We start from the raw sequence: 15,442 nt of genomic DNA, 5'->3' as shown, positions 1-15,442 counted from the left end.
GCGGTTCGGTCCATCAAGCCTGGGTAACGCCAGCGGCGTCGATCACGAATGCTGCGTCACGCACGTTGAAGGTGCCGCGGAACTCGCGGTGTTTCACCAGCAGTACGTGAATGTCTGCGCTGTCCTGCGCATAGTCGAATTCCACGTGCGCGTGGCGCGCCAGGCGCTGCGGCAGGGCTTCGATGTTCGGCTCGACCAGTTGCAGGGTGGCTTCCAGCTCGTTGCCCAGGCGCTCGGCGATGCTCAGCGCCGGGCTTTCGCGCAGGTCGTCGATGTCGGCCTTGAAGGCCAGGCCGTAGCAGGCGATTTTCACTTGCTGGGCCGATTTGCTCGGGTTCTTGATGAGGAAGTTGGCCAGGGCCATCTTGACCTTGTCGATCACCCATTCGGGCTTGCTGTCGTTGACCACGCGGGCGGTGCGGATCAGGCGCGCCTGCTCCGGGGTCTGGCTGACGATGAACCAAGGGTCGACGGCAATGCAGTGGCCGCCCACGCCAGGACCAGGCTGCAGGATATTGACGCGCGGGTGGTGGTTGGCCAGGCGAATCAGCTCCCACACGTCGATGTCCAGCTTGTCGCAGATGATCGACAATTCGTTGGCGAAGGCGATGTTCACATCACGGAAGCTGTTTTCGGTCAGCTTGCACATTTCGGCAGTGCGCGCGTTGGTGACGATGCACTCACCCTCAACGAAGGTGCGGTACAGGCGCACGGCCGCTTCCGAGCACTTCGCGGTCATGCCGCCGATGATCCGGTCGTTTTCCACCAGTTCGCGCAGCACATGGCCTGGCAATACGCGCTCAGGGCAGTGGGCCACGCGGATGTCGGAATCTTCACCGTGAGTTTGCGGGAAGCTCAGGTCCGGGCGGGCCTGGGCCAGCCAGAAGGCCATCTGCTCGGTAGCGCCGACCGGCGAGGTGGATTCGAGGATAACCAGGTCACCCTTCTTCAGCACTGGCGCAATGGCCTTGCTGGCGGACTCGATATAGCTCAGGTCCGGCTGGTGGTGATCCATGAACGGGGTTGGCACGGCAATCAGGAAAGCGTCGGCTGCTTCCGGAACGGTAGAGGCGCGCAGGTAGCCTTCGGTGACGGCAGCATGTACCACCATGTCCAATTCAGGCTCGACGATATGGATTTCGCCGCGGTTGATCGTGTCGACCGCATGCTGGTTCACATCGATACCGATCACGTGCTTCTTGCGGGCGGCGAAAACGGCAGCGGTTGGCAGGCCGATATAGCCCAGGCCTACGACAGAAATCTTGTTGAAGCTCATGCAGCGTCCTTGGGGTTAGAGAAAGCGGAGAGTGCGTCGAGGATTCGCGCGCACGCTTTTCCATCGCCGTAGGGGTTATGGGCAAAGCTCATCTCGCGATAGGTCGCATCGTCGGTTAGCAGTTTCGCCAGGTGCTCGGTGATCGACTCGACGTCGGTGCCGACCAGCTTGACGGTACCGGCGGCGACGGCTTCAGGGCGCTCGGTGGTATCGCGCATCACCAGTACCGGCTTGCCCAGCGCAGGGGCTTCTTCCTGAATGCCACCGGAGTCGGTCAGGATCAGGTACGAGCGGGTCATCAGGTAGACGAACGGCAGGTAATCCAGTGGCTCGATCAGATGAATGTTGCTGACATCAGCCAACAGCCGGTTGACTGGCTCGCGTACGTTGGGGTTGAGATGCACCGGGTAAACGATGTCCACGTCAGGGAATTGACGCGCGGTTTGTACCAAGGCCTGGCAGATGCGCTCGAAGCCACCCCCGAAGTTTTCGCGGCGGTGGCCGGTGACCAGCACCATGCGGCGCTGCGGGTTAAGGAAGCTGAACCGGGTTTCGAACTGGCTTTTCAGCTGGGGGCTTTCCAGCTTGCGCACCACTTCCAGCAACGCGTCGATCACGGTGTTGCCGGTGGTATGAATGGCCGCGGCGTCGATGCCTTCTTTCAGCAGGTTGTCCTGCGAAGTGGAGGTTGGTGCGAAATGCAGGGCGGCCAGGGCACCGGTCAGGCGGCGGTTGCCTTCTTCCGGCCAGGGCGAATACAGGTTGCCGGTCCGCAGGCCAGCTTCTACGTGAGCGATAGGAATTTGCTGGTAGTAGGCGGCCAGGCTGGTGGCCAAGGTTGTTGCGGTGTCGCCGTGGACCAGCACCACGTCGGGTTTGAATTCGGCCAGGACGGGCTTGAGGCCCTGCAGGATGGCAGTGGTCACATCGGTCAGATCCTGGCCTGGCTTCATGATGTTCAAGTCATAGGCGGGCGAGATCTCGAACAGCTCCAATACCTGGTCGAGCATCTGGCGGTGCTGGCCAGTGACGCAGACGCGCGACTCAAAACGGGCATCTTGGGCAAGGTTGAGGGCCAGCGGGGCCATCTTGATGGCTTCTGGGCGGGTGCCGAATACAGTGAGGGTCTTGAGGGGCACGGCGACGGTCTTCTGTGTATGGGGGTAAAGGCGGTTGGATCGGGTGCTACGGGTGAAGCTCGAGGGTGTTACACAAAACGGCCAAGGGGGGTGGCCTGGGCTACTCCATGCACGCCGAAGCGAACTGGAAGCCTGGAGGGGCATGAAGAAAAATTCATCTGAGCTCGGATCCTTCAAGCGTGGCGGTCGTCCAATGAACGCAAATTTATCATTTCGTCATCTCTGTGACACCCTCTCTGGCACGTTTTTTTCCTTCTTGTGTAGGAAATTGGCCATTGCTATCGGATAATTGGATCCAATTCTGTTAGGTTAAATCAGGAAAAACGATTGTTTGATGTTATTCAGGCATCATGCCAATAAGGTTGATACGACGAAAACATACGACGAATGGATGGAAGCCTTAACCGATAAGGGTTGTAGGAAAAGCAACGGCTTTTGGACTGAATGAAACGGTGGTTAAACGAGAATTTAACTGCAGGCGATTTGCCATCGCACCGGTTTCATGAAGTTAACCGGAAATATGGCGTAATGCCATTGTTTTTGCAGTGGTCGAACTTGGTTTGTTTATTGTCGGATTCAGTAACGAATAACCCACGCGCTAACCTGTTTGCATTATCGAACAACCGCTAGGGTTGATTACGCAGCCGAAGGAGAGCGGCTGCTGGAAAAGACCAACCCAAGGAGTGTTCACCATGCGTAACAACGTACTGTCGTACCTTTTGCTGCCCCTGTTCGCCAGCCTGTCCTTTTCCGTCAGCGCGGCCCCCGCCAGCGCAACGGCAACGCCCGAGCCGGTACCCATGGTCAGTGAGCATCAGGCCCAGCAGCCGCAGCGGCTGGACCTGAACACGGCTGATGCAGCGGTTTTGCAGAAGGAGCTGAATGGCATTGGTAAGGCCAAGGCCGAGGCCATCGTGGCCTATCGGGAGGCCAATGGGCCCTTCGCCTCGGTGGATGAGCTGCTTGAGATCAAGGGCATTGGCAACGCACTGCTGGAGCGGAATCGGGACAAGCTGACGGTGAAGTAAGCGGAAGGGGGAGGCGGCTGTTGCGTTGAGGTTGCCTTTAACCTCAGGCCGCTTTACAAGCCAGTCCGGTGCAAGGCCGCTCTCGTAATGGATCATTCTTTTGCAGGAGCGGCCTTTTGTCGTGGCAGGGTGCAAAGCACAGGCAATAAATATCAGGGAAAACAAGGAGTTATTTTTACCTGCACAGCGCGTCAAAGTGCTATCTGACACGTCGGGCTTTCAGTCCATTGGCTTTGGTCTTCAGCGATCCTGTGCATCCTTGGCATCCGCTTCGGCATTGCGCTCGTGCACCTTGCGCAGCTGCTCCTCGGTCAGCGGCAGCTTCTTGGCCGTGTCGCGCAGCAGCATCAGCCCGCCAACGATAGAGCCGAGGGCTATGATGAGTATCAGCCAGGCATACCAGGGCATGTGTCGTTCTCCTTTACCGATGAGGGGCAGCGCTTGTACGAATTTTGAGCAATTACCCGTTCCGTTGGTTCAATTATAGGAGCCAGGCCGTCCCGGGCCAATTCCGTGACCCGCGGGCCCCAAAGCCTGCGCCAGTTCGTTTACAATGCGCGCCGTTTTCGACTTGCCAAGAGACCCTGCCATGTCCGCCTGCCAGACGCCCCTGATCGTCGCCCTGGATTTCCCTACCCGTGAGGCCGCCCTGAAGCTGGCTGACCAGCTTGACCCTGCGCTGTGCCGGGTCAAGGTCGGCAAGGAGCTGTTCACCAGCAGCGCTTCGGGCATTGTCGAAACCCTGTGCGACAAGGGTTTCGAAGTGTTCCTGGACCTCAAGTTCCATGACATCCCCAATACCACCGCAATGGCGGTGAAGGCAGCGGCCGAGATGGGCGTATGGATGGTCAACGTGCATTGCTCCGGTGGCCTGCGCATGATGGCGGCCTGCCGTGAGGAGCTGGCCAAGCGCAGCGGCCCGCAGCCGTTGCTGATTGGCGTGACCGTGCTGACCAGCATGGAGCGTGAAGACCTGGCCGGTATCGGCCTGGATATCGACCCGCAGGAGCAGGTGCTGCGCCTGGCGGCGCTGGCCGAGAAGGCTGGCATGGACGGCTTGGTGTGCTCGGCGCTGGAGGCCCCGGCGCTGAAGGCAGCGCACCCGTCGCTGCAATTGGTCACCCCGGGCATTCGCCCGGCGGGCAGTGCGCAGGATGACCAGCGCCGTATCCTCACCCCGCGCCAGGCGCTGGATGCCGGTTCGGATTACCTGGTGATCGGCCGGCCGATCAGCCAGGCCGCCGACCCGGCGCAGGCGCTGGCCGCGGTGGTGGCGGAGATTCGTGGGTAAGTTGCCTGCCTGAGGTGCTCGCCTTGAGCGCCGTAGTGCCGGCGAAACCGAGCGCCGCCAGCGCGGCGCTCGATCTACCAGGCGCAAAACCGCCCAAGCCCTAAACCTACAGGCCCAACCCCGCAATCAAACCTTCAGCACCAACTTGCCAAAGTTCTCGCCACTGAACAGCTTCAGCAGCGTCTCGGGGAAGGTCTCCAACCCCTCCACTACATCTTCCTTGCTCTTCACCTTCCCACTGGCCAGCCACCCGGCAATCTCCTGCGCGGCCTTGCCATAGTCCTTGGCATGGTCCATTACCACAAAGCCTTCCATGCGTGCGCGATTGACCAGCAGTGACAGGTAGTTGGCCGGGCCTTTCACTGCCTCCTTGTTGTTGTACTGGCTGATCGCGCCGCAAATCACGATGCGTGCCTTGAAGTTGATGCGGGTCAGCACGGCGTCGAGGATGTCGCCACCCACGTTGTCGAAATATACATCCACGCCTTTGGGACATTCGCGCTTGAGGCCGGCCAGCACTTCTTCGGCCTTGTAGTCGATCACCCCGTCAAAGCCCAGTTCGTCTTTCAGGTACTGACATTTCTCGGCCCCGCCGGCAATGCCGACCACACGGCAGCCTTTGATCCTGGCGATCTGTCCGACAATGCTGCCCACCGCGCCAGCCGCACCAGAAATCACCACTGTGTCGCCGGCCTTGGGCTGGCCGACTTCCAGCAGGGCGAAGTAGGCGGTCATGCCAGTCATGCCCAGTGCCGACAGGTAGCGGGGCAGGGGGGCCAGGCTGGGGTCGATCTTGTGCAGGCCCTGGGCATCGCCAGTGAAGTAGTCCTGCACGCCAAGGGCGCCGCTAACATGGTCGCCCGCCTTGAAAGCGGGGTGGTTGGAGGCGACCACCTCGCCAACACCCAGCGCTCGCATCACCTGGCCCAGCGCCACGGGGGGGATGTACGACTTGCCTTCGTTCATCCAGCCGCGCATGGCCGGGTCCAGCGACAAATACAGGTTGCGCACCAATACCTGGCCTTCGCCGGGTTGTTCGACGGGAACCGTCTCGAAGCTGAAGTCATCACGGCGCACGGCGCCGACCGGGCGTTTGGCGAGCAGGAAGCGACGGTTGGTCTGGGTCATGGCAGGTCCTTGTGGGCGGTGTGGAGGTTAGGCATCCAATCTACCCTGTTGATGTAGGCAGGTCCGTAACATCACTGACAAGCATGGTAGCCCAACCGGAGGGGTGATGATGCTGCCCGGCCGGGTGCTGGCTGACTATGCTCTGGACCCCACCCAGTACTCTCAGGAGCACGCGATGAGCATGACCTTTTCCGGCCAGGTCGCCCTGGTCACCGGCGGTGCCGCCGGCATCGGCCGGGCAACCGCCCTGGCATTCGCCCAGGCGGGCCTGAAGGTGGTGCTGGCCGACCTCGATCCGGCCGGCGGCGAGGCCACCGTGGCGTTGATCCGTGCGGCGGGTGGCGAGGCGCTGTTCATTGCGTGTGACGTCACCCGCGACGCCGAGGTGCGCCAGTTGCACGAACGCCTGATTGCCGCCTATGGCCGGCTCGACTATGCCTTCAACAATGCCGGTATCGAGATCGAGCAGGGCCGCCTGGCCGAGGGGAGCGAGGCCGAGTTCGATGCCATCATGGGCGTCAATGTCAAAGGCGTGTGGCTGTGCATGCGCTACCAGCTGCCGCTGCTGCTGGCCCAAGGCGCTGGTGCGATTGTCAATACCGCTTCGGTTGCGGGGCTTGGCGCGGCACCGAAAATGAGCATCTACAGCGCCTCCAAGCACGCGGTGATCGGCCTGACCAAGTCGGCTGCCATTGAATATGCCAAGAAGGGTATTCGTGTGAACGCGGTGTGCCCGGCGGTCATCGACACCGACATGTTCCGCCGTGCCTACCAGGCCGACCCGCGCAAGGCCGAGTTCGCCGCTGCCATGCACCCGGTGGGGCGAATTGGCAAGGTCGAGGAGATTGCCAGCGCCGTCCTGTACCTGTGCAGTGACGGCGCAGCGTTTACCACCGGGCACTGCCTGACGGTGGATGGCGGGGCTACGGCGATCTGAGCCGCTGTATCGCAGGCTCCTAGACCGAGCGTGCCGCCTGGGCGGTTTTCAGCGAGCCGGACAGCAAGGCCAGCCCAAGCGCCACGCACCCAACCGTCAGCACCCCACCGAACACCAGCAAGGCCAACCGCGATCCGAGCCGGTCACTCAGCAGCCCGGTGAAGATCACCGGCAAGCTGAACCCCAGGTACGCCAGCAGAAAGAACCCGGCACTGGCCCGGGTCTTCTCGCTGCCAGCCAGCTGGTTCACCGCCGCCAGCCCGCCCAGGTAGATAAACCCGTAACACGCACTGCTGGCCGCTATCGCACCCAGCAGCACGGCCCCCAGCTGCCCGCTGGCCGCGCCCCAGGCCAGAACGGCATAGCTGCACGGCAATATCAGAAGCCCCAGCAAGGTTGCCTTGCGGCTGCTCAGGCGGCGTGCCATCGGCTGAAACAGCAATCCGCAGCTGATGACACAAAAGGTCGAGAACCCCGACCAGACGCTAAGCCCATGCTCGCGCAGGATGCCGGGGAGCAGGGCGATGACCAGCCCCGAGCAGGCCCACGCCAGCAGGATGGCCAGGCCATAGCCCACGCTGCCGCGCGGGTAGCAGGGCAGGCGCAGCATGGGAAGGCGCTGTGCCGGCCGAGGGTCGGGCAGGCGCCACACCAGCGACATTGCCGACGCCGCCAGCAACAACTGCAGATAGAAGCTGCCTGGGGTCAGGCTGGGGCCGCGCAGCAGGAACAGGCTGGTCAGCGCTGCGCCCAGGCCAAAGCCCAGCGAGGTGCTGGCCGTCACCCAGGTGGCGGCGCGCGGGCCATGCTCGCGGCCCATCAGCTCGCCCATGTAGGCGGTTGCCGTAGCGGTGGCCAGTGCCGTGCCCAGGCCCAGGCACATGCGCGCCAGGCCCAGGGTTTGCAAGCCGGGGGCCAGCAGCATCAGCCCGGTGGCGACCATCGACAGGGTCAGGGCGGTCAGGATCAACGGCCGACGTCCGACCCGGTCTGCCAGGCCGCCCAAGACCAGCAGCACCGGCAGTACCCCGAGTACATAGCCGGCGAATGCGACTGCCGTGGCCCCGGCGCCCTGGCCGGAAAGGTCGGCGTAGGTGATATAAAGCGGGGCCGGCAGGTTGACGGCCATGGTGATCAGGCAGAGGGCGAAGGCCAGGCGGGTCGGAGCGAAAGGCATGGGTAGGGTCCTGGTTTTGTCGTATTTGCGCCGCCACCTTGGCGGGTTTACCTGCGAAAGGGCCGGCCCTGCCTACTCTGGTGCCTGCCCATGCCACTCGCCAGATACACCCTTACCGCATTTATGCTTAACTGTTCGCTCAAAACCAGCAAACAGTTTGCCCCATGCACCTGACCCTCGACCGCACCAGTCCCACGCCCTTGGTGCAGCAGCTCACCGACCAGTTGCAAACCTGGATTGACCAGCAGCGCCTGCGCCCTGGCGCACGCCTGCCGTCGATCCGCGCCCTGGCCGGCAGCCAGGCGGTCAGCGCGTCCTGTGTGATCGAAGCGTACGACCGTCTGGTTGCCAGTGGCTGGCTGGAAGCGCGTCACGGCACCGGTTTTTTCGTCGCCGAGCGCAAACCGGGCCTGGCAGCAGACGACACCCAACCTTGGGGCGAAGCCGCAGACGGCAGTTGGCGGCAATTCCGCGAAGGCCATGACGAACTGCTCAAGCTGGGTTGTGGCTGGCTGCCAAGCAGCTGGCGCGCCGCCACCGAGCTGGCCCAGGTGGTGCGCCAGGTCAGCCGCGGCAACCCCCAGGACCTGTTCGACTACTGCCCACCCCTGGGCCTTGCCAGCCTGCGCCAGCAGTTGCACAAGCGCCTGGCGCAACAGGGCGTCGCCGCCGGCCCTGAACGAATCCTCACCACCCAAGGCGCCAGCCATGGCCTCGACCTGCTGGTGCGCAGCTTTCTGCGTCCTGGCGACACGGTGCTGGTGGAAAACCCCGGTTACTACAACCTCTACAACCTGCTGCGCCAGCACCAGGTGCAGATGCTGCCAGTTCCGCGTGGCGCCGAGGGGCCCGACCTGGCAACCCTGGAAGCTCTGCTGGACACGCACAAGCCACGCTGCCTGTTCATCAACAGCCTGTACCACAACCCCACTGGCACCAGCCTGACGCCCAAGGTGGCGTACCGCCTGCTGGAGCTGGCCCGTGAGCACGACTTGCGCATCATCGAGGATGATATCTATGCCGACTTCCAGGAAGGGCCGGCTACCCGCCTGGCCACCCTCGACAGCGAGCAGCGGGTCATCTATATGTCCAGTTTCTCGAAAACCCTCAGCAGCTCGCTGCGGGTCGGCTATCTGGTCGCCGACCCGGCATTGGTGGCGCGCCTGGCCGAGTTGAAGATGGTCAGCGGTATCGGCACCTCGCGTTTTGCCGAGCAGGTAGTGGGGCAGATGCTGGCCAGCGGCAGCTACCGCAAGAGCATGCAGCGCCTGCGCGTACGCCTGGGGCAGCACATGGCGAAAATACTTGGCCAGCTGGAACTGGCGGGCTGGCAAGTGTTCTGCGAACCTTATGGCGGCATGTTCGTCTGGGCGTGTGTGCCAGGCCGCGATTTTGCCAGCCTGGAGCGCCTGGCGCTGCAGCATGCGGTACTGCTGACCCCGGGCAGCGCCTTTGATTACCAGGGCACTGCCAGCGCCTGGTTGCGCATCAATGTCGCCTATGGGCAGGACGCCCGCGCGCAAGCCTTCTTTCAGCACGCAGGGCGACCTCTGCAAAGCTGATAGCGACACGCTCATAGCTATTTGACACTATTCTGACGTCAGGCCCTTGTTCAGCGGCTGGCAACGTTGCCACCCTTGGACCTTCAAGATAACCTCGCCAGCAGAAGGGGAATCGGCAATGGGCGCGAGCAAGCACGGTGTGCTGGCCAACCTGGGCATGGCCCGCAAACTCAGCCTGGGTTTTGCCCTGGTGCTGGTGCTGACCCTGGCGGTGGCGGCCATCGGCATTGCTGCGCTGCACAGCGTTGGCCAGCGCTTCGACAGCCTGCGCCAGTTCGCCCAGTTCAATACCGACCTGCTGCGCCTGCGTCAACATGAGCAGGCGTTTGCCCTGCGCTCTGACATAAAACAGGCCGAGGCCTTGCGCAGCGGCCTGCAAAGCCTGGCCGAACGCGCGCGGGGCCTGCCGGCACTGGCTGCTGCGGAGGCCGACCTGACGGCGTATGGGCAGGCGTTCGAAGCCTTTGTCGAGGCGGTGCAGGCCAAGGAGCTGGCGCTGGACATGGCCAGCTGGTCGGTGTCCAGCGTGGCCAACAACCTCGATGTGCTGCAGGCCGGACTGGCCGACGATGGCGTCTATACCCTCAAGCAGTCCCAAGGCCAGGAGGGGGGTACCTTCCTGGAACAGGCTGCGCAGGTGGCGCAGGTGTCGCGGCTGATGCTGCAGGCCATGGACGAAGCGCGTGTACGCCTGGAAAAAAGCCGCAAAGGTGAAGAGGGCGTCAGCCAGGAGCGCATCGCCCAGACCGTAGAGGCTGCCAGCCTGGTCGGCCAGTTGCAGGGCGCGGTCAGCGACGCCGGCTACCAGAGCGTGCTGGGTGAAGTGGCCGGGCACATTGGCAGTTTCTCGGAAAAACTCAACGAATACACGGACCAGCTGGCCCGCGAGCAAGGGCTGAAGGCGCAATTGCAGGCCAGTGCCGAGCGGGTCACCGGCCGCGTCGACCAGGCCTACCAGGCACAGGAGCAGGCGCTGCAGGGCGAACTGCAGCGCAACGCCGTGGCCATTGGCCTGGCGACAGCCCTGGCGCTGCTGGTCGGTGTGTTGGCCGCCTGGTTGATTACCCGTGCCGTGGTCGGCCCGCTCAAGCATGTGATCGCCCGTGCGCAGCGCATTGCTGCCGGTGAGCTGGGGTTTGACGCCCAGGCGCCCCGGCGTGATGAAGTGGGCCAGCTGATGCAGGCCATGCAGCAGATGGCGGAGGGGCTGTCGGGGATCGTCAGCGGTTTGCAGCAGGGGATAGAGCAACTGGCCGGTAATGCCCAGGCGCTGTCGGCGGTGACCGAGCAGACCAACCGCGAGGTGGGTAGCCAGAAGGATGAAACCGAACAGGTGGCGACGGCCATGCAGCAGATGACCGCCACCGTTCACGATGTCGCGCGCAACGCCGAGGAGGCGGCCCAGGCGGCCCAGGCGGCGGACGAAAAGGTCGATTCCGGGCAGCAGGTGGTGCGCCAGAGCATGCAGCGTATCGAGCAATTGGCAGCGGCAGCGGAAACGGCCAGCGCCGGCATCGACAGCCTCAGTGCCGAGATTCATACCATTGGCGACGTGCTGGAAGTGATCAAGAGCGTGGCCGAGCAGACCAACCTGCTGGCGCTCAATGCGGCTATCGAAGCGGCCCGGGCAGGTGAGCAGGGGCGTGGTTTTGCCGTGGTGGCTGATGAAGTACGCGCCTTGGCGCGGCGTACCCGGCAATCGACCGAACAGATCGAGACCCTGGTCGCCAGCCTGCGCGGCAATGCCCAGCAGTCGGTGGCGCAGATCCGTGGCAGTACCGAGTTGGTGCGCCTGGCAGTAGCCGATGTATTGCAGACTGAAAGCGCGCTGGGCAGCATTGCTGCGGCAGTGTCATTGATTCAGCAGATGAACCAGCAGATTGCGGCAGCGGCCGAGCAGCAGAGCTCGGTGGCGGAAGAGATCAGCCGCAGCGTCACGCAGATTCGCAGCAGTGCCGACCAGGCGGCCCTGGCAATGCAGGACAATGCCCGGTCGAGTGTCGAGCTGGCGCAGTTGGGTACCGACCTGAAGGGGATGGTGGGGCATTTCAGATTGTGACTTGTGCCTGAACTGTGTGTTGCCTGTCCCCGCCTCTTCGCGGGTAAACCCGCTCTCACAGGAATACCAAAAGGCTGAATAATGAGTGATCCCTGTGGGAGCGGGTTTACCCCGCGAAGAGGCCGGTACAGGCAACAAACACCTTCAGGCCCTGCGCGGGTTGAGAATCATCAAGGCCAGTACCCCCGCCACAATCCCCCAGAACGCCGAACCGATCGAGAACAAGGTCAGCCCCGAAGCGGTAACCATGAAGGTAATCACCGCCGCCTCCCGTTCACGCGCCTCGCTCATGGCCACGGTCAGCCCGTTCATGATCGAGCCGAACAACGCCAGCGCAGCAATCGACAGCACCAGCTCTTTCGGCAACGCCGCAAACAGTGCCGCCAAGGTCGCGCCAAACACCCCGGCAATACCATAGAAAATCCCGCACCACACCGCCGCAGTATAACGTTTGGCCGGGTCCTCATGGGCATGTGGCCCGGTGCAGATCGCCGCGCTGATCGCCGCCAGGTTGACCCCGTGCGAGCCGAATGGCGCCAGCAATAGCGAGGCAAGGCCGGTGGCCGAGATCAGCGGCGAGGCCGGTACCTGGTAACCATCTGCGCGCAGCACGGCCACCCCGGGCATGTTCTGCGAGGTCATGGCCACCACGAATAGCGGAAGGCCGATGCTGATGGTCGCCGCCAGCGAGAAGCTCGGCGTGGTCCACACCGGCGTGGCGGCCTCTAGGCGGAAGCCGCTGAAGTCCAGCAGCCCCAGGGCGCCGGACAATGCCGTGCCGACCAGCAGCGCGGCCAGCACGCAGTAGCGCGGCGACAGACGCTTTACCAGCAGGTAGCTGAAGAACATGCCCAGTACCAGCAAGGTGCGGTGCTGGGCGGCCACGAAGATTTCGCTGCCGATCTTGAACAGGATGCCGGCCAGCAGCGCCGAGGCCAGTGAGGCCGGGATGCGTTTGACCAGGCGCTCGAAGCTACCGGTCAGGCCACAGACCAGCACCAGCACGGCGCAGGTGATGTAGGCGCCGATCGCTTCGCCGTAGCTGACCCCGCCCAGGCTGGTGATCAACAGGGCGGCACCCGGGGTGGACCAGGCCACGGTGATCGGGGTGCGGTAGCGCAGCGACAGGCCGATGCTGCACACCGCCATGCCGATCGACAACGCCCAGATCCACGAGGAAATCTGCGCATTGGTCAGCCCGGCCGCCTGGCCGGCCTGGAACATCAGCACCAGCGAACTGGTATAACCGGTGAGCATCGCGATGAAACCGGCGACGATCGCCGACGGAGAGCTGTCCGCCAGTGGCCGCAGGCGAGCGGAAGTGGCATCGGTCATGAACAAAATCCTTGTAAAGGTGTAAGCAGTTTTTTCAGACTACAGCGCGCAAGAATGATCCTTGCCATACAGCGGCCATTGCTTTTAGCCGTACAGTCGCCAACTATTGGGCGCAAATGCAGAACTGCTTGGGAGTGAAGGGGCGATGTACAAGGTCTATGGCGACTACCAGTCGGGCAATTGCTACAAGATCAAGCTGATGTTGAGCCTGCTGGGCCGGCCGTATGAGTGGCACCCGGTGGACATTCTCAAGGGCGAGACGGAAACGCCCGAGTTTCTGGCGATGAACCCCAACGGCAAGGTGCCGGTACTGCAGCTCGAAGACGGCAGCTACCTGTGGGAGTCCAATGCCATTCTGAACTTCCTGGCCGACGGCAGCGAGTTCCTGCCTGCCGAGCCGCGCCTGCGTACGCAGGTACTCCAGTGGCAGTTCTTCGAGCAGTACAGCCATGAGCCGTACATTGCCGTGGCGCGTTTCATCCAGTTCTACCTGGGCTTGCCGGATGAACGCGTGGACGAGTATCGCAAGCTGCACAAGGGCGGCTACAAGGCGCTGAGGGTGATGGAGCGGCAGTTGCAGATGACGCCATACCTGGTCGGTGAGCAGTACTCGATTGCCGACGTGGCGTTGTATGCCTATACCCACGTGGCGCACCAGGGCGGCTTCGAGCTGGCCGATTACCCGGCGGTGAGGGCCTGGCTGGAGCGGGTCAGCAACCATCCGCGGCATGTGCCGATGGCGGGCTGATCTTTAACGTGTGCCGGCCTCTTCGCGGGTTTACCCGCGAAAGGGCCGGCACAGGCTGCCTACAAAGCGTCAGGCCGACGCGAACCGCTCATTCAGGTAGGCAATGATGGCCTTGGATTCATACAGCCAGGTCACCTTGCCGGCCTCTTCAATGCGCAGGCACGGCACCTTCACTCGGCCACCGCCTTCCTCCAGGGCCTGGCGGTGGACCGGGTCGTTCTTTGCATCACGCAGCGCCACCGGCACGTTCAGGCGGTGCAGGGTGCGACGGGTCTTGACGCAGAACGGGCAGGCATGGAACTGATACAGCGCCAGGCCCTTGGCCGCCTGTTCGACGCGGGCCTGGGCAGCGGCGTCGCGCTTGCGCTTGGCCGGGCGGCTGATCCAGTCACCGAACACGATGAGTTGGCCGAGGCCAACCCGCAGGGCTTTGACGATCATGGGCAACTCCTGAACATGAAAAAGCCGACCCGGCGGGGTCGGCTTGGGGCGACAGCCGGTCACTTGATCAGGCTGAGGAACTCGCTGCGGGTGGCGGCGTTTTCGCGGAATTCACCCAGCATCACTGAGGTGATCATGGTCGAGTTCTGTTTCTCGACACCGCGCATCATCATGCACATGTGCTTGGCTTCGATGACCACGGCCACACCCGCCGCACCGGTAACCTGCTGCACGGCCTCGGCGATCTGGCGGCTGAGGTTTTCCTGGATCTGCAAGCGGCGGGCGTACATGTCGACAATGCGTGCCACTTTCGACAGGCCCAGGACCTTGCCCTTGGGCAGGTAGGCAACGTGGGCCTTGCCGATGAACGGCAGCATGTGATGTTCGCACATCGAATACAGCTCGATGTCCCGGACCAGCACCATTTCGCTGTTGTCAGAGCTGAACAGCGCGTTGTTGGTGACTTCTTCCAGTGTTTGCTCATAACCGCGGCAAAGGTACTTCATCGCCTTTGCAGCCCGCTTGGGCGTGTCGAGCAGGCCCTCACGGGAGACGTCCTCGCCAAGCTGGCTGAGGATCTCGGTGTAGTTCTGTTCCAGGGACATGGATCTACCTGTGGGAAAAAATCGCAAAGGCGAAGGGTACGGCGGCGAGGGCGGCGCTGCAAGCGCGGCGTTACTCGTCGCGGCCTTCGAGCATGGTTCGCTTGAGCATCACATAGACTGCGCCGGTGCCGCCATGGCGGGCGTTGCACGAGGCAAACCCCAGTACCTGCGGGTGCTGGCGCAGCCAGGTGTTGACGTGGCTCTTGATCATCGGGCGCTTGCCGTCCAGGCGCGCGGCCTTGCCGTGGGTAACCCGCACGCAGCGCACCTCCAGCCGGGTGGCTTCGGCGATGAAATCCCACAGGGTTTCGCGGGCTTTTTCCACGGTCATGCCGTGCAGGTCGAGGCTGCCCTCGAACGGAATCTGCCCCAGCTTCAGCTTGCGCAACTGGCCTTCCTGCACGCCGTCGCGACGCCACAGCAGCTCGTCTTCGGCGCCGACGTCGATGACGAACTGGTCAGACATGCCATCGATCACCAGCGCCTTGTCACTGCGCACGGTCGCCGCCTGACGCAGGCCGGCCAGCTGCTGGCGGTCGGCCTTGGGCTTGCCGACGTCGGCGCGGTCGTGCCTGATCGGCTTTACGCCACGCACTTCAGCCTTGAACAGGGAAAAATCGTCGTCTTGCATGATGCCTCCACGTGGGCGGCGTAGTTTACCCGAGAGGCGGTGAGTGCGCAGCCTTGTGTCGTCAGTGCGGGCCTCTTCGCGGGAC

At 63.1% G+C, this 15,442-nt stretch carries 15 protein-coding genes and 1 pseudogene; 7 read left to right on the top strand and 9 right to left on the bottom strand.

The genetic code is table 11. The features are described from left to right. Positions 1-13: 13 nt before the first annotated feature. Entirely contained in the window at positions 14-1,276 is a 1,263-nt protein-coding gene (gene wecC / locus B4L76_RS23255; RefSeq protein WP_296235415.1) for a UDP-N-acetyl-D-mannosamine dehydrogenase, read from the bottom strand. Further along, positions 1,273-2,415: a non-hydrolyzing UDP-N-acetylglucosamine 2-epimerase gene (gene wecB, locus B4L76_RS23250; RefSeq protein WP_296235414.1), complete on the bottom strand. Its 1,143-nt coding sequence runs from the start codon at positions 2,413-2,415 to the stop codon at positions 1,273-1,275. Before wecB ends, wecC begins: the two co-directional genes overlap by 4 nt. 692 nt (positions 2,416-3,107) lie before the next feature. Between wecB and B4L76_RS23245 the strand changes: the two genes are divergently transcribed. Beyond that, positions 3,108-3,443, top strand: coding sequence for a ComEA family DNA-binding protein (locus B4L76_RS23245; RefSeq protein ID WP_296235413.1), 336 nt, complete (start codon positions 3,108-3,110; stop codon positions 3,441-3,443). Positions 3,444-3,683: 240 nt separating this feature from the next. Here the strand turns inward: B4L76_RS23245 and B4L76_RS23240 are convergent, their stop codons facing one another. Next, on the bottom strand, positions 3,684-3,851 hold the full coding sequence (locus tag B4L76_RS23240; RefSeq protein WP_010952850.1) for a DUF2897 family protein: 168 nt from the start codon (positions 3,849-3,851) through the stop codon (positions 3,684-3,686). 181 nt (positions 3,852-4,032) lie between these two features. Here B4L76_RS23240 and pyrF point away from each other — a divergent pair, with 181 nt between their 5' ends. Beyond that, positions 4,033-4,734, top strand: coding sequence for an orotidine-5'-phosphate decarboxylase (gene pyrF, locus B4L76_RS23235; protein ID WP_186678047.1), 702 nt, complete (start codon positions 4,033-4,035; stop codon positions 4,732-4,734). Between the two features lie 126 nt (positions 4,735-4,860). Here pyrF and B4L76_RS23230 read toward each other — a convergent pair whose 3' ends face one another. Next, on the bottom strand, positions 4,861-5,862 hold the full coding sequence (locus tag B4L76_RS23230; RefSeq protein WP_296235412.1) for an NADP-dependent oxidoreductase: 1,002 nt from the start codon (positions 5,860-5,862) through the stop codon (positions 4,861-4,863). A 175-nt stretch (positions 5,863-6,037) separates the two neighbouring features. Here B4L76_RS23230 and B4L76_RS23225 point away from each other — a divergent pair, with 175 nt between their 5' ends. Then, positions 6,038-6,799 (top strand): SDR family oxidoreductase, encoded by a 762-nt coding sequence (locus B4L76_RS23225; protein ID WP_296235452.1) that lies wholly within the window; start codon positions 6,038-6,040, stop codon positions 6,797-6,799. 19 nt (positions 6,800-6,818) lie between these two features. Here B4L76_RS23225 and B4L76_RS23220 read toward each other — a convergent pair whose 3' ends face one another. After that, positions 6,819-7,976, bottom strand: a complete 1,158-nt coding sequence (locus tag B4L76_RS23220) for an MFS transporter (RefSeq protein WP_296235411.1) — start codon at positions 7,974-7,976, stop codon at positions 6,819-6,821. A 164-nt stretch (positions 7,977-8,140) separates the two neighbouring features. Between B4L76_RS23220 and B4L76_RS23215 the strand changes: the two genes are divergently transcribed. The 3 genes and pseudogenes from B4L76_RS23215 to B4L76_RS24460 all read left to right on the top strand — a co-directional run bounded on the left by B4L76_RS23215 (position 8,141) and on the right by B4L76_RS24460 (position 11,597). After that, positions 8,141-9,538 carry a PLP-dependent aminotransferase family protein gene (locus tag B4L76_RS23215; protein ID WP_296235410.1) on the top strand — a complete coding sequence of 466 codons (1,398 nt, stop codon included), beginning with the start codon at positions 8,141-8,143 and terminating at the stop codon, positions 9,536-9,538. Between the two features lie 118 nt (positions 9,539-9,656). Next, positions 9,657-10,691, top strand: a pseudogene (locus B4L76_RS24465) (methyl-accepting chemotaxis protein); the annotation flags it as partial. Between the two features lie 24 nt (positions 10,692-10,715). After that, positions 10,716-11,597, top strand: a complete 882-nt coding sequence (locus B4L76_RS24460; RefSeq protein ID WP_414707279.1) for a methyl-accepting chemotaxis protein — start codon at positions 10,716-10,718, stop codon at positions 11,595-11,597. Between the two features lie 144 nt (positions 11,598-11,741). Here the strand turns inward: B4L76_RS24460 and B4L76_RS23205 are convergent, their stop codons facing one another. Beyond that, positions 11,742-12,932: a benzoate/H(+) symporter BenE family transporter gene (locus B4L76_RS23205; RefSeq protein WP_296235408.1), complete on the bottom strand. Its 1,191-nt coding sequence runs from the start codon at positions 12,930-12,932 to the stop codon at positions 11,742-11,744. A 145-nt stretch (positions 12,933-13,077) separates the two neighbouring features. Between B4L76_RS23205 and B4L76_RS23200 the strand changes: the two genes are divergently transcribed. Beyond that, positions 13,078-13,680, top strand: a complete 603-nt coding sequence (locus B4L76_RS23200) for a glutathione S-transferase family protein (protein WP_296235407.1) — start codon at positions 13,078-13,080, stop codon at positions 13,678-13,680. 69 nt (positions 13,681-13,749) lie between these two features. Here the strand turns inward: B4L76_RS23200 and B4L76_RS23195 are convergent, their stop codons facing one another. The 3 genes from B4L76_RS23195 to B4L76_RS23185 all read right to left on the bottom strand — a co-directional run bounded on the left by B4L76_RS23195 (position 13,750) and on the right by B4L76_RS23185 (position 15,357). After that, the gene (locus tag B4L76_RS23195) at positions 13,750-14,121 is read right to left on the bottom strand and encodes a glutaredoxin family protein (protein WP_296235406.1); all 372 of its coding nucleotides are present in this window, start codon (positions 14,119-14,121) and stop codon (positions 13,750-13,752) included. 59 nt (positions 14,122-14,180) lie between these two features. Then, entirely contained in the window at positions 14,181-14,726 is a 546-nt protein-coding gene (gene folE / locus B4L76_RS23190) for a GTP cyclohydrolase I FolE (protein WP_170028840.1), read from the bottom strand. Positions 14,727-14,796: 70 nt separating this feature from the next. Beyond that, complete coding sequence (locus B4L76_RS23185; RefSeq protein ID WP_225776814.1) at positions 14,797-15,357, bottom strand: Smr/MutS family protein; 561 nt, start codon at positions 15,355-15,357, stop codon at positions 14,797-14,799. Positions 15,358-15,442 lie beyond the last annotated feature (85 nt).

The organism is Pseudomonas sp. UBA4617 (assembly GCF_002386445.1).
Lineage (GTDB): Bacteria > Pseudomonadota > Gammaproteobacteria > Pseudomonadales > Pseudomonadaceae > Aquipseudomonas.
This window is presented reverse-complemented; position numbering and strand designations above follow the sequence as displayed.